Annotated in this window: 12 protein-coding genes and 1 pseudogene; 5 read left to right on the top strand and 8 right to left on the bottom strand. The window is 71.4% G+C overall.

Features of this window, described 5'->3' with window-relative positions:
- The first annotated feature begins 63 nt into the window (after nt 1-63).
- On the top strand, nt 64-1,389 hold the full coding sequence (locus AC07EG_RS11105; protein ID WP_478252889.1) for a cytochrome P450: 1,326 nt from the start codon (nt 64-66) through the stop codon (nt 1,387-1,389).
- Between the two features lie 16 nt (nt 1,390-1,405).
- Here AC07EG_RS11105 and AC07EG_RS11100 read toward each other — a convergent pair whose 3' ends face one another.
- The 3 genes and pseudogenes from AC07EG_RS11100 to AC07EG_RS11090 form a co-directional block, all read right to left on the bottom strand.
- The gene (locus tag AC07EG_RS11100; protein WP_478252888.1) at nt 1,406-2,026 is read right to left on the bottom strand and encodes a UdgX family uracil-DNA binding protein; all 621 of its coding nucleotides are present in this window, start codon (nt 2,024-2,026) and stop codon (nt 1,406-1,408) included.
- 81 nt (nt 2,027-2,107) lie between these two features.
- Nucleotides 2,108-2,521 carry a CBS domain-containing protein gene (locus AC07EG_RS11095; RefSeq protein WP_478252887.1) on the bottom strand — a complete coding sequence of 138 codons (414 nt, stop codon included), beginning with the start codon at nt 2,519-2,521 and terminating at the stop codon, nt 2,108-2,110.
- 69 nt (nt 2,522-2,590) lie between these two features.
- Nucleotides 2,591-3,751: pseudogene (locus AC07EG_RS11090) on the bottom strand (cbb3-type cytochrome c oxidase subunit I).
- A 47-nt stretch (nt 3,752-3,798) separates the two neighbouring features.
- Between AC07EG_RS11090 and AC07EG_RS11085 the strand changes: the two are divergent.
- Nucleotides 3,799-4,290: a hypothetical protein gene (locus AC07EG_RS11085; protein WP_478252886.1), complete on the top strand. Its 492-nt coding sequence runs from the start codon at nt 3,799-3,801 to the stop codon at nt 4,288-4,290.
- Here AC07EG_RS11085 and AC07EG_RS11080 read toward each other — a convergent pair.
- From AC07EG_RS11080 to AC07EG_RS11065, 4 genes are read right to left on the bottom strand one after another with little or no spacing between them, the layout of a single operon-like run.
- Nucleotides 4,287-5,321 (bottom strand): FUSC family protein, encoded by a 1,035-nt coding sequence (locus AC07EG_RS11080; RefSeq protein ID WP_478252885.1) that lies wholly within the window; start codon nt 5,319-5,321, stop codon nt 4,287-4,289. The genes AC07EG_RS11085 and AC07EG_RS11080 overlap by 4 nt on opposite strands.
- Nucleotides 5,322-5,343: 22 nt before the next feature.
- Entirely contained in the window at nt 5,344-6,081 is a 738-nt protein-coding gene (locus AC07EG_RS11075; RefSeq protein WP_478252884.1) for a metallophosphoesterase family protein, read from the bottom strand.
- Nucleotides 6,078-6,335, bottom strand: a complete 258-nt coding sequence (locus tag AC07EG_RS11070) for a BON domain-containing protein (RefSeq protein WP_478252883.1) — start codon at nt 6,333-6,335, stop codon at nt 6,078-6,080. The genes AC07EG_RS11075 and AC07EG_RS11070 overlap by 4 nt, the downstream gene beginning before the upstream one ends.
- Nucleotides 6,332-6,886, bottom strand: coding sequence for a nucleotidyltransferase family protein (locus tag AC07EG_RS11065; RefSeq protein ID WP_478252882.1), 555 nt, complete (start codon nt 6,884-6,886; stop codon nt 6,332-6,334). The genes AC07EG_RS11070 and AC07EG_RS11065 overlap by 4 nt, the downstream gene beginning before the upstream one ends.
- 102 nt (nt 6,887-6,988) lie before the next feature.
- Here AC07EG_RS11065 and AC07EG_RS11060 point away from each other — a divergent pair, with 102 nt between their 5' ends.
- A complete protein-coding gene (locus AC07EG_RS11060) occupies nt 6,989-9,292 on the top strand; it encodes a phosphoketolase family protein (protein WP_478252881.1) in 2,304 nt (767 codons plus the stop codon).
- Complete coding sequence (locus tag AC07EG_RS11055) at nt 9,292-10,395, top strand: acetate/propionate family kinase (RefSeq protein ID WP_478252880.1); 1,104 nt, start codon at nt 9,292-9,294, stop codon at nt 10,393-10,395. The genes AC07EG_RS11060 and AC07EG_RS11055 overlap by 1 nt, the downstream gene beginning before the upstream one ends.
- A 76-nt stretch (nt 10,396-10,471) precedes the next feature.
- On the opposite strand, the gene AC07EG_RS11050 is transcribed toward AC07EG_RS11055, so the two are convergent.
- Nucleotides 10,472-11,659 carry a zinc-dependent alcohol dehydrogenase gene (locus AC07EG_RS11050; RefSeq protein WP_478252879.1) on the bottom strand — a complete coding sequence of 396 codons (1,188 nt, stop codon included), beginning with the start codon at nt 11,657-11,659 and terminating at the stop codon, nt 10,472-10,474.
- 103 nt (nt 11,660-11,762) lie between these two features.
- Between AC07EG_RS11050 and AC07EG_RS11045 the strand changes: the two genes are divergently transcribed.
- On the top strand, nt 11,763-13,544 hold the full coding sequence (locus AC07EG_RS11045; RefSeq protein ID WP_478252878.1) for a thiamine pyrophosphate-requiring protein: 1,782 nt from the start codon (nt 11,763-11,765) through the stop codon (nt 13,542-13,544).
- Nucleotides 13,545-13,561 lie beyond the last annotated feature (17 nt).

The following is a 13,561-nucleotide window of genomic DNA, read 5'->3' as shown; positions in this document are numbered from 1 at the left end:
TCGGCCGCCACCACCCGGGTAATCGATCTACGACTCGAAAGCGCCACGAGGGAGGACCACACGATGCCACGCCCCAGCGCGGATGACCACGGCCTGGCCACCCTGTCCACGGCCGAAGCGCTGCGCGTGCTCTCGGGGGTGGCGCTGCCGATGATCGCCGGTGGGGTGATCAAACGCGTGCCGCCGGTGGTGAACCTCGCCGAGAAGCTGCGCGTGGACGAGACCGCCGACCGGGTCCTGCGGCGCCTGCGCGACCGGCACGGCGACGGGCCGCTGCTGGTGAAGGCGCCGGGACGCACGTTCGCCATCCCCCTCTCCTCGGCGGACGCCGGGCGCGTGCTCGACGAAACGCCGTCACCGTTCACCCCGGCGAACGTGGAGAAGAACGCGGCGCTGTCGCACTTCCAGCCTCACGGCGTGCTGATTTCGCGTGGCGCGGAACGCGACGTCCGGCGTCAGTTCAACGAGAACGTGCTGGAGACCGGCGAACCGCTGCACCACCTGGCACCCGCGGTGGCGGAGAAGGTGCGCGACGAGGCGGGCCGGATGCTGGAGCTGGCCGAGGTCGGTGGCAGGCTGGACTGGGACGCCTTCAACACGGCGTGGTGGCGGATGGTCCGCCGGGTGACGCTCGGCGACGCGGCCCGCGACGACCACCGCACCACCGACCTGCTCGCGCGCCTGCGGCTGCGCGCGAACCTCGCCTACGGCATGAAGAAGAACAGGGCGATGCGCGAGGAACTGCACCAGCGGTTGCGCGCGCACCTGGCCCGCGCCGAGAAGGACAGCCTCGCCGGGGTGGTGGCGCAGGCCCCCGCGCACCCGGAAACCGATCCGATCGGGCAGCTCCCGCACTGGTTGTTCGCCTTCGACGCCGCCGGGATCACCTCGTTCCGGACGCTGGCGCTGCTGGCGGCGCACCCCGAGGCACGGGAGCGGGCCGGCCGTGACCGGGCTCCGCTGCTGCCCTACCTGCGGGCCTGCGAACTGGAGTCGGTGCGGTTGTGGCCGACCACGCCGATGATCCTGCGTGATTCCACCGAGGACACCGAGTGGCGGGGCGGCACGCTGCCCGCCGGGAGCACGGTGCTCGTCTTCGCGCCGTTCTTCCACCGGAACGAGGAGGAACTGCCGTTCGCGCACCGGTTCACACCGGAGGTCTGGCTGGACGGGCGCGCTGCTCGGCACCCGGCGCTGGTGCCGTTCAGCGCGGGGCCGGCGGAGTGCCCCGGCCGGAACCTGGTGCTGCTGGTGACCAGCACGTTGTTGTCGGCTCTGCTGGAGAGGGCGGAATTCGGCCAGGTGTCGCGGCCGCGGTTGGATCCCGGGCAGGCGCTGCCGTCCACTTTCGACAACTTCAGCCTGGAATTCGACGTCGCCCTGCGATGAGGCCGGGACCTGGGGCTCACATCGCGGCAGCGGCGGCCTTGAGGTCCTTGACGAAGGCGGCATAGGCTTCATCTCGTTCCCGCGAGCGCAGGATCGACGAAGGGTGAACCGTGGCCACGGCCTTGGTCCCGTTCAGGTCGAGCAGTTCACCCCGCCGCTCGGTGATCCGGAAGTCCGGGCCGAACACCGACTGGGCCGCCGTGGCGCCCAGCAGGATGACCAGGTCCGGGTCGACCGCTTCGAGTTCGGCGTCCAGCCAAGGGCGGCACGCCACGATCTCGGTGCGCCCCGGCTTCTTGTGGATCCGCCGCGAACCCCGCTCGTCGAGCCGGAACTTGAAGTGCTTCACGGCGTTCGTGACGTACACGCCTTCACGGTCGATACCGCTGTCCGCCAGTGCCCGGTCCAGCAGGCGCCCCGCCGGGCCGACGAACGGCTCCCCGCGCCGGTCCTCCTGGTCACCGGGTTGCTCCCCGATCAGCATCGTGCGGGCTTCGCGGGTGCCTTCCCCGAAGACCGTCTGGGTGGCGTCGCGGTAGAGATCGCAACCCCGGCAGCCGGAAGCCGCCGCTCGCAGGCGGGTCAGGTCCTTCGTCTCGGGCACGAATTCGGCCGCTGATTTCGCCGTGGTAGCCACGACAGCGGATTACCCGCCCGAGTGCCCGGGAAACGAGGTGGCTCCCAGCGCGGGAATCGCGCTGGGAGCCACGAGCACCGGTCAGAACGAAAGAGCCTGCACCAGTTCCCCGGTCGCCGGGTTCGACAGGGCGCGGGCCACGTCGGCCTGGCTCACCATGCCGACGAGGTCGTGACCGTCGATCACCGGCAGGCGGCGCACCTGGTTCTCGGACATGGTCCGCAGGATCTCCTCGGCGTCGTCGTCCGCGCCGATGGTGATGGCCTCGCCCTGCGCCAGCTCGCCCGCCTTGATCGCCCCCGGGTCCTTGCCCTCGGCCAGCACCTTCACCACGATGTCCCGGTCGGTCAGCATGCCCTTGAGCTTGTTGTCCTCACCGCAGATCGGCACCGCGCCGACGTCGAGGTCGGCCATCTTGCGCGCGGCGTCCAGCGCGGTCTCCGAGGTGCGCACGCACTCGGCACCGGCGGTCATGATCTCTCGTGCCTTGGTCACAAGTCACCTCCTGGGTCGTTGCCCCTCACCGAGGGGCATACCCGGCAGGAGCCGGGCTACACACCCGCGTCAGCCGTGCTCGGTCTCGGTGGCGTCGGCGAGCGGCTCGGACGGGGCGGCCGGTTCCGCCTTCCGGCCGAACGGCGAGACTTCGCCGTAGTGGTAGCTGCGCACCACGTTCCACAGGAACGGCAGCACCGACCGTAGAGGTCAGGTTCGGCACCACGAAGTCGCCGGTGACCAGGTGGTCGGCGTAGCGCCGCGGCAGACCCTGATCGCCGAGCCGGTGCTGCACCAGGAAAGTCACGTGGAAGCCGAGGAACGTGGTCCAGAAGTAGATGCCGGCGAAGGTGGCGAACACGATGGTGCCGAACAGCACGTAGTGAGAAGTGCGCCACGACGGAGTACGAGTCGGTGATGTGGAAGTTCAGCGGCGGTGCGGCCAGCAGCACCGCGCCGATGGCGCGCATGTGGTGCGCCCAAACCGCGAACGACAACGCGGTGGTGCTCACCGCCGCCCACAACATCTGCTTGTAGCCGAACAGCGGTTTCCGGCTGAACACCGGCACGATCCCGGTGATGATGCCGAAGTACGGCAGCGCCACGATGCAGACCTCGGGGTGCCCGAAGAACCAGAACAGGTGCTGCCACCGGATCACCCCGCCGCCGGCCGGGTCGAACGCGTGCGCGCCGAGGTGGCGGTCGGCCAGCAGGCCGAACAGCGCCGCGGTGCGGATCGGGAACGCGGCCGGCACCACGATCGAGGTGAAGATCGGCATCCGCCACGTGGTCATGCCGGGCGCCCGCAGGCAGACCACCGTGTTGGTCAGGTTGACCGCGCCGAGAATGGTGCCGAGCCCGGACACGATCAGCCCGGACAGCCACAGGTCGGCGCCGATGCCCGGCGAGTGGATGGCGCTGGACAGCGGGGGGTAGGCGGTCCGGCCGAAGCCGGGTCCGCCACCGGGGGTGAAATACGAGGACACCACGATCAGCCCGCCGAACGGGTTCGGGGTAGAGCAGCAGCATGATCGTGCCGTGCATGGTGAACAGCTGGTTGTACTGCTCGGCGGAGAGGAACTGCAGGCCGGGGTACCCGAGTTCGCCGCGCACCAGCAGCGCCATCGCCCCGCCGGCCAGGAAGAAGCCGAACGAGGTGGACAGGTAGAGGATGCCGGTCTGCTTGTGGTCGGTGGTGTCGCCTCCACGACGGAAAACCCACGCGGACACCCGTGCCGGCCCGGTTGACCCACCGGTGGGGTGGGTACTCGCCGGCCATGACGGCAACTCCCGAAACCGAAGGCCCGCCGATCGTCACCGCCGGTGATCCCGGGCGCTCCACGATACTCGTGTTCGATCCCGACGGACTGGCCAAACACGGTGAACTCCCGGCCACCTGGCGGCCGCTGACCAAGCGCTACCACGTCGTCTGGTGCCGGGTCCCCGCCGACGGCGCGCTGACCGAAGCGAGCGAACTGCTCACCGACGACGGTGGCACCAACGGGCCGGTTTTCGTGGTGGCCGGCGGGCAGGCGACGCACCCGGTGCAGCGCCTGCTCGGCGAGCACCCGGACCGGGCCGAAGCCCTGCTGCTGGTGGACCCGCCGGAGGACGCGGCGGACCGGGGGCGGGTGATCGCCCGCAGCGAAGGCGGTCCCCGCGACCGGGTGCCGCCACCGCTGCCGCTGGGCCACCCGGACGTCGTCGCCGCGGTCGAACGCGAGATCGGCAACGCCCGTGGTGCGGAGGCCGAACCGCCGAAGGGCTAGGCGAACTGCTCGAACGCCTTCTTCGCGGGCAGCAGCACCCCGGCCAGGCCGATGGTCAGGTTCAGCGCTTCCCCGGAGACGAGGTCGTTCTCGAGTTCGCTCATCGCCTTCCGGCCCGCTTCGGCGGCCGCGGTGTGCCCGCCGCTGTCCCCTTCGGCCCTGGCCCGGCACAGCCGGGCGGTGGCGTCGAGCAGGGTGGCCAGTTGCGACCGGAGCCGCTCGTTCGGGTAGCGGTAGGCGTCGTCGGCCCGCAACGCGTGGTCGAGCGCCTCGGTGGGTTCACGGATGTGCGGCCACGCCGCGCGCAGCAGCACCATCAGGTCCTGCCAGCGCGCGGCGGCCGCGGCCCGGCCACCGGACTGCGACCGCGGGTTGAAGCGCACGCTCTCGCTGCCCCAGCCGCTGGCCTCCTCGGCCCGGCGGAGCAACTGCCCGGTGTTGCGGGCCCTGGCCAGCCACGGCGATGAGGAGCCGGGCACGCCGGGCTCCCGCAGGGAGGCGCTGATGTCGTCCAGCACCTCCGCCAGCTCCACGGCCAGCGCCCTGGTCGCCGCGGCCACCCCGCGGGTGTACACCGGCGGGAAGACCAGCGCGTTGACCGCGACGCCGATGACCGCGCCCAGCACGGTCTCCGCGATGCGGTCCAGGCTCAGCACCAGATCACCCGTGCTGCCGTAGGTGACCAGCAGCAACGCGGTCACCCCGACCCACACGCCGCTGGAGCCGAAGCCCCGCCAGCGGCCGATGAGCAGGCCGGTGACCACCACCAGGCCCAGCGCCACCACCTGCCACGGCACCAGCCGGCCGGCCAGCACGGCCAGCACCACGCCGAGCACCACGGCACCGATCTGCTGCACCGCCGTGCGGACCGAGCGGTAGACGGTGGCCTCAACCAGGAACACCGCGGCGTAGGGGGCGAGGAACGGCTGCGGCAGGCCCCACCACTCGGCCGCGACCAGCCAGGCCAGCACGGCCGCGACGGCGGCTTTGCCCGCCTGCAGCACCGCCGTGCGGCGGAGGTGCTCAGCCACCCTCAGCCAAACTCAGCCACCCTCAGCCGCTCGGTACCCGCTGGGCGGCACCTTCCACGCAGTAGACGGCGAACGCCGAGCGGATGATCGGCTGGGCCACGTTGCGCACGCGGACACCACCGGGCGTCACCCCCTGCTCGCACCCGAAGTGGGCGTGCCCGTGCACCGCCAGGTCCACGCCGGTCGCGTCGATCGCCTCACCGAGCTGGTAGGCCCCGAGGAACGGGTGGATCTCCGGCGGTTCGCCACGCAGCGTGCCCGGAATGGGCGCGTAGTGCGTCAGCGCCACCTTCACGTCGGTGTGCAGCGCCGCCAGCGAATCGTGCAGCCGCTCGGCCAGCGCCTCCGTGTGCCGGACGAAGTTCTTCATCTCCGGCTCGCCGAACGCGCTCGCGCACTTGCCGGCGAACCCGCCGCCGAAGCCCTTGATCCCGGCCACGCCGAGGGTCTGCCCGTCGACCTCCAGGGTGGCGCTGTCCCCTTCGAGCACGGTGATGCCGTGGCCGGTCAGCAGTTCGGTGATCTCCTGCTCGGCATCGCTGTGGTAGTCGTGGTTGCCCAGCACGGACAGCACCGGCACCGGCAGGTCCGCGAACTCCTCGGCGACCACCTTCGCTTCGTCCACCGTGCCGTGCCGGGTGAGGTCACCGGCCAGCAGCAGCACGTCGGCGTGCTCGCCGACGTGCTCGAGCGCCGGGCGCAGCAGCCCGCGCGCGTCCTCCCCCAGGTGCACGTCACCGATGGCCGCGAGCCGGATCACCGGAGTTCCTCCCTCGTCGCCGGTTCGCCGACCGCGGCCACCCGCAGGTCGTTGTGCACCCGCAGGTCCGGGGCGAGTTCGTGGACCACCTGCTCGAGTTCGGCACGCCGCTGCTCGCAGGCGACCTCGCCGCTCAGGTGCACGTGATCGGCACGGATGTCCACCCGCACGCCCATTTCGGTGGTCCGCTCGTCCTCGGCGATGGCCCGGCGCAACCGGGCCGCCGAGTACTGCGGCACGTCTTCGGTGTTCATGGCGCCTCCACTACATCGAGTTCCCGCAGCAGCATGAGAAAGGCACGCGCGTACGGGGATTCCGTGGTTTCGGCGGCCACCTGCGCCCAGTCCACCTGCTCCCGCAGCTCCCTGGCGATCGGCAGCAGGCCGGTGAAGTCGCACCGGTGCGGGCCGAGCACGAGCAGCTTGTCGGTCATCAGGTCGGTGCCGGTCACCACCGGCGCCTGGGTCGAGCCGATGCGCATCGACTCGGCGCGGTCGAGCGTCTCGTCGGTGACCTCCCGGTGGTTGGGCCGGAAGATCAGGTCGACCAGGATGTCGCCGTCGTAGACCTTGGTCAGCCAGTCCTCCGGCGGGTCGACCGGGACCATCCCGGTCTCCACCAGCGCGCGGCTGGCCTTCTCCGCGTCAGCCTCCTTGATCAGCACGTCGACGTCGTGGTCCGAGGGTGGGCCGCCCCGCGCGTACACCGCGAAGCCACCGGTCACCGCGAACCGGATCCCTTGATGCGTCAGCGTGTTCGCCACCCGGGTCAGGGTGTCGAGCAGGTCCTTCTCCGCCACGGTCACCCCCCGGGATTACCCGTTCGGCGCGTGGTCAATCCCCCGCCCGCGTTTGCCCAGCTCCCCCGCGGGTAACCGGCGGGGGCACCCGAGGAAAGGCCGAAACCGTTGCCCGACGCCACGCCGCCGGCCCGGTACCGCCGTGCCTGCGACTACCTGGCCGCCGCGATGATCTACCTGCGGGACAACGTGCTGCTGCGCGAACCCCTGCGCGCCGAGCACCTGAAACCGCGCCCGCTGGGCCACTGGGGCACCTGCCCGGGGCTCACCCTGGTCTACAGTGGACTGAACCGCCTGGTGCGCGCGACCGGCAGGCGCACCCTGCTGGTCACCGGACCGGGGCACGGCGCCCCCGCCGTCCACGCCAACCTCTGGCTCGAAGGCACCCACGCGGAGCACGACCCGGCGCTGAGCCTGGACGAACGCGGGCTGACCGAGCTGGTGCGCCGGTTCTCCTGGCCGGGCGGCTTCCCCAGCCACCTCTCCCCCGACGTGCCCGGGGTGATCCACGAGGGCGGTGAGCTGGGCTACGCGCTGGCGACGGCGTTCGGGGCCGCGCTGGACGACCCCGGCCTGCTGGTCGCCTGCGTGGTCGGGGACGGCGAGGCCGAGACCGGCCCGACCGCCGGTTCCTGGCACGGCGTCAAGTTCCGCACCCCGGGGGTGGACGGCGCGGTATTGCCGATCCTGCACCTCAACGGGTACAAGATCGCCTCGCCGACGATCTACAGCACGATGTCCGACGAGGAGCTGACCGGTTACTTCCACGGCTGCGGCTGGTCCCCGCTGATCGTCGACGTCACCACCGCGGCGGACCCCGACCAGGTGCTGGCCGACGCGCTGGACCGGGCGTACGCCGGACTGGACGACGAACGGCCCCCGATGATCGTGCTGCGCAACGCCAAGGGCGCCGGTGCCCCCGAGAAGGACGCGGAGGGCAAGCCGCTGGCCGGGACGTTCCGCGCGCACCAGGTGCCGCTGACCGGGGCCGCCGACGACCCGGAGGAACTGGCCCTGCTGGAGCGGTGGCTGCGGTCCTACCGCCCGGAGGAGTTGTTCGACGAGCACGGGCGGCCCGCCGAGGACCTGCTCGCCGTGCCACCGGACGGCGACCTGCGCCTCGGCCGGGTGCCCCAGGCCAACGGCGGTGCCCTGCGGAAACCACTCCCGCTGCCGGAACTGGACCGGTTCGCCGAGCCGGTGGACGAACCCGGTGGCGGCCAGGCCGGCGCGACCGAGGTGCTCGGTGAGTGGCTGGCCGAGTTGATGCGTGCCACCGAGCAGCGCCGCGACTTCCGCATCATGTGCCCGGACGAACTGGAGTCCAACAAGCTCGGGGCGGTGCTGGAGGCGACGCCGAGGGCGTTCGCCCGCAAGGCGCCCGGTTACGCCGAACACCTCGGGCGCGGTGGCCGGGTGATGGAGGTGCTTTCGGAGCACCTGTGCCAGGGCTGGCTGCAGGGTTACCTGCTGACCGGGCGGCACGGCCTGTTCCCCACCTACGAGGCGTTCGCCTCGGTGGTGGACGGCATGGTGAACCAGTACGCCAAGTTCCTCAAGCTCTCCGCCGAGGTCGGCTGGCGCACCCCGGTACCGAGCCTGAACTACCTGCTCAGCAGCGACGGCTGGCGCCAGGAGCACAACGGCTACAGCCACCAGGGCCCCGGGTTCATCAACTCGATGCTGAACAAGAAGTCCTCGGTGGCCCGGATCTACCTGCCGCCGGACGCGAACACGCTGCTGGTCACCATGCGGCGGTGCCTGGACACCACCGGGCTGATCAACGTGGTGGTGGCCGGGAAGCAGCAGGGACCGGTGTGGCTGGGGCTGGACGAAGCCCGGGCGCACTGCCGGGCGGGTGCCGGGGTGTGGCACTGGGCGGGCACCGAGGGCGGCGGGCCGCCGGACGTGGTGCTGGCCTGCGCGGGCACCACACCGACGACCGAGGTGCTGGCCGCCGCCTGGCTGCTCCGCCGGGTGGCCCCGGAGCTGCGGGTGCGGGTGGTCAACGTGGTCGACCTGCTCGCGCTCGCGCCACGGGACCGGCACTCCCACGGCATGGCGGACGAGGAGTTCGCCGCCTGCTTCGCCGAGGACGTGCCCGTGGTGTTCGGCTTCCACGGTTACCCCTCCGCCGTGCACGAGGTGCTGCACGGGCGGGTCCGCCCCAACCGCTTCCACGTGCACGGCTACCTCGAAGAGGGCACCACCACCACGCCGTTCGACCTGCTGGTGGTCAACCGGATGAGCCGGTACGACCTGGCCGCCGCGGCGCTGTCGCACGCCACGGGCTGGGGTTCGCGGGGCGGCGACCTCGCCGACGCCCTGCTGCGGGAACGCGACGCGCTGCGGCACCGCGCCTACACCGACGGCGAAGACCCCGACGAGTTCACGAAGTGGAAGTGGTCGTGATGCTGATCCTCACCGTCAACCCCGGTTCGTCGAGCCTGCGGGCCCACCTGGTCGACACCACCGGCGACCGGGTGGTGGACGCCGCGGAGATCGGGCACCCCGCCGATTCCGACGAGGCCCGCAAGGAGTTGCGCGAACTGCTCGACCGGGTGCCCACCGGTGCGCTCACCGCCGTCGGGCACCGGCTGGTGCACGGCGGTCCGGAGCTGACCGAACCGGTGGTGGTCGACAACGACATCCGCGAGAAGGTGCACGGGCTGACCTCGCTGGCGCCGCTGCACGTGCCCAACACGGTGGCCCTGCTGGACTTCCTGCGGTCGGAGATCCCGGACCGCACGCACGTGCTGTGCCCGGACACCGCGTTCCACAGTGGACTCCCCGAGGTGGCGCGCACGTACGCGCTGCCGAGGCGGTGGCGGGAGGACTGGGGGCTGCGCCGGTACGGCTTCCACGGCATCTCCTTCGCCTGGGCGCTGCGGCGGGCGGCGGAACTGCTCGGCAAGCCTGCCGAGCAGCTGAACCTGCTGATCGCGCACCTCAGCGGCGGCTCCTCGGTGTGCGCCGTGCGCGGTGGCCGCAGCGTCGACACGTCGATGGGCTTCACGCCGCTGGAAGGGCTGGCGATGGCCAAGCGCTCCGGCACGGTCGACCCCGGCATGCTGTTGTGGTTGCTGCGTGAGGAGAAGCTGACCGTGGACGAGCTGGAGCACGGGCTGCAGCACGACTCCGGGTTGCTCGGGCTGTCCGGCGGGCTGTCGGAGGACACCCGCGAACTGGTGTCCGCGGCCCGCGGCGGGGACGACCGCGCCCGGCTCGCGCTGGACGTGTTCGCCCACCGGGCGCGCCGGGAACTGGCCGGGGTGGCCGCCGGCCTGGACCGGGTCGACGGGCTGGTGCTGACCGGGGACATCGGCTGGGACCAGCCGGAACTCGCCGAGGACATCGCCGCCGGACTCGGGGTGCTGGGCTTCCGGGGCAACCTGGATCCGGCTCGGGACGAGGACGCGGTGATCAGCCGGGGCGGGGTCCCCGTGTTGGCCGTCGAATCCCGCGAAGAACTGCAGCTGGCCATGGAAACGGCGCGTGCCGCACAGCCAAGCTGAGCGTGTGCGGCACGCGCCGTGCTCTTGGCGAGGTCGCTGTTGAGCCGGTCACCGGCGCGACCTCGCGGTCCGTGGGTTACGCGGGCTGCAACAGGATCTTGATCGCCCCGTTGGTCTTCTCCTGGAACATCTTGTACGCCTGCGGCGCGTCCTGAAGCGGCAGCCGGTGGGTGGCCAGGTCCTCCACGCCGAGCGGGTCGCCGTCGCCGGTGACCAGGGGCAGGATGTCGTCGATCCAGCGCCGCACGTTGGCCTGGCCCATGCGCAGCTGGATCTGCTTGTCGAACAGCTCCATCATCGGCAGCGGGTCCATCATGCCGCCGTAGACCCCGCTGAGCGAGATCGTGCCACCGCGCCGGACCGCGTCGATCGCCGCGTACAGCACGCTCAGCCGGTCGATCCCGGCCTTCTCGGTCACCTTCGCCGCGATCGGCTTCGGCAGCAGGTTCACCAGCTGGTGCGCCAGCTTGCCGGCCGGGGCGCCGTGGGCCTCCATGCCGACCGCGTCGATCACCGCGTCGGCGCCGCGCCCGGCGGTCAGGTCGCGGATCACCCCGCCCGCGTCGGACTGGGTGCGCAGGTCCACCGTGGTCACCCCGTACCGCTCGGCCATGGTGAGCCGCTCGTCGACCAGGTCCACCCCGATCACCTTGCCCACGCCCTGGTGCAGCGCGATCCGGCAGCACATCTGCCCGATCGGGCCGAGGCCGAAGACCACCAGGCTGCCGCCCTTGGGCGCGTCCGCGTAGGCGACCGCCTGCCAGGCCGTCGGCACCACGTCGGACAGGTAGACGAACCGCTCGTCCGGCGGCCCCTCCGGCACCTTGATCGGGCCGTACTGCGCCTGCGGCACCCGCAGGAACTCGGCCTGGCCACCGGGGACCTGGCCGTAGAGCTTGGTGTAGCCGAACAACGCGCCACCCTTGCCCTGGTCGCGGACCTGGGTGGTCTCGCACTGCGACTGCAGGCCCATGTCGCACATGAAGCAGTGGCCGCAGGAGATGTTGAACGGTACCACCACCCGGTCCCCCGGCTTCAGGTTCTTCGCCTCCGGCCCGACCTCCTCGACGATGCCCATCGGCTCGTGCCCGAGGATGTCCCCCTCCGCCATGAACGGCCCGAGCACCTCGTACAGGTGCAGATCGGAGCCGCAGATCCCGGTCGAGGTGACCCGGATGATCGCGTCCGTCGGTTCGACCAGCTTCGGGTCGTCGACCGTGTCGACCCGCACGTCACGCTTGCCGTGCCAGGTGACCGCCTTCATGTTGTCCTCCGTCCACGTGAAGCTCCTGCCCGGTCGGGTGCCCGGAGCCACGCACCGCAAACCCCTCGTTTAACCACCGATCGGGCGCGGTACCCGGGCCGGTATGGCTGAAACGGTCGCTGACTTCGTGCTGGAACGGTTGCGGCAGTGGGGGGTGGACCAGGTTTTCGCCTATCCCGGTGACGGCATCAACGGACTGGTCGCCGCCTTCGGCAGAGCGGACAACCAGCCGCGGTTCGTGCAGGCGCGGCACGAGGAGATGGCCGCCTTCCAGGCCGTGGGCTACGCGAAGTTCAAGGGCCACATCGGCGTCTGCATGGCGACCTCCGGTCCCGGTGCCATCCACCTGCTCAACGGCCTGTACGACGCGAAGCTGGACCACGTGCCGGTGGTCGCCATCGTCGGGCAGACCGCCCGCAGCGCGATGGGCGGCAGCTACCAGCAGGAGGTGGACCTCCAGGCGCTGTACAAGGACGTGGCCAGCGAGTACCTGGTCGAGGTCAACGTGCCGGAGCAGCTGCCGAACGCGCTCGACCGCGCCATCCGGACGGCGCTGACCCAGCGCGCGCCGACGGCCCTGATCATCCCGGCCGACGTGCAGGACGAGAAGTACACCCCGCCGCAGCACGAGTTCAAGCACGTGCCGTCGAGCCCGCCGGACCTGCCGCGCACCACCATGGTGCCGCCGCCGGAGCAGGTCGAAGCCGCGGCCGAGGTGATCAACGCCGGGGAGCGGGTCGCCGTGCTGGCCGGGCAGGGGGCCCGGGCCGCGGTGGCCGAACTCACCGAGTTCGCCGAGCTGACCGGCGCCGGGGTGGCGAAGGCGTTGCTGGGCAAGGATGTCCTTTCCGATGAATTGTCCTTTGTGACCGGTTCGATCGGGCTGCTCGGCACCCGGCCGAGCTGGGAGCTGATGCAGGGCTGCGACACGCTGCTGATCGTCGGCTCCAGCCTGCCGTACTCGCAGTTCCTGCCGGAGTTCGGGCAGGCCAGGGCGGTGCAGATCGACCTGGACGGCCGGTTCCTCGGCCTCCGCTACCCCACCGAGGTGAACCTGCTCGGCGACGCCAGGAACACCCTGCGGGCGCTGCTCCCGCTGCTGCGGCGGAAGGACGCTTCGAGCTGGCGGTCGAAGATCGAGAAGAACACCGCGGACTGGTGGGACACCGTCGGCAAGCAGGCGATGGTCGACGCCAAGCCGGTCAACCCGATGCGCGTGGTGCACGAGCTGTCCCCGCGGGCCCCGGAGAACGCGATCATCACCGCGGACTCCGGCTCCGCCGCCAACTGGTACGCCCGCAACCTGCGGATGCGCGGGGAGATGCGCGGTTCGCTCTCCGGCACGCTGGCCACCATGGGGTGCGCGGTGCCGTACGCGATCGGCGCGAAGTTCGCCCACCCGGACCGGCCGGTGATCGCGCTCGCCGGGGACGGGGCCATGCAGATGAACGGGCTGGCCGAGCTGCTGACCATCGCGCGGTACCGGACGCTGTGGGCCGACCAGCGGCTGGTCGTCTGCGTGCTGCACAACGGCGACCTGAACCAGGTCACCTGGGAGCTGCGGGCGATGGGTGGCGCGCCGAAGTTCGAGGAGTCGCAGACGCTGCCCGAAGTGTCCTATGCGGACTTCGCCCGCGGGCTCGGGCTCGGCGGCATCACCGTCGACCAGCCGGACCAGCTGGGCCCGGCCTGGGAACAGGCGCTGGCTTCGGACGGCCCCACCGTGCTGGACGTGCACTGCGACCCGGACGTGCCGCCGATCCCGCCCCACGCCACCTTCGACCAGATCAAGGCGACCACCCAGGCGGTGCTGCGTGGTGACCCGAACGCCTGGCACCTGGCCAAGGAAGGGCTGAAGACCAAGGCGCAGGAACTCCTCCCCTAGCGGGAGGGGGTTCCGTC

This window comes from Amycolatopsis sp. NPDC045836, assembly GCF_056431745.1.
This window is presented reverse-complemented; position numbering and strand designations above follow the sequence as displayed.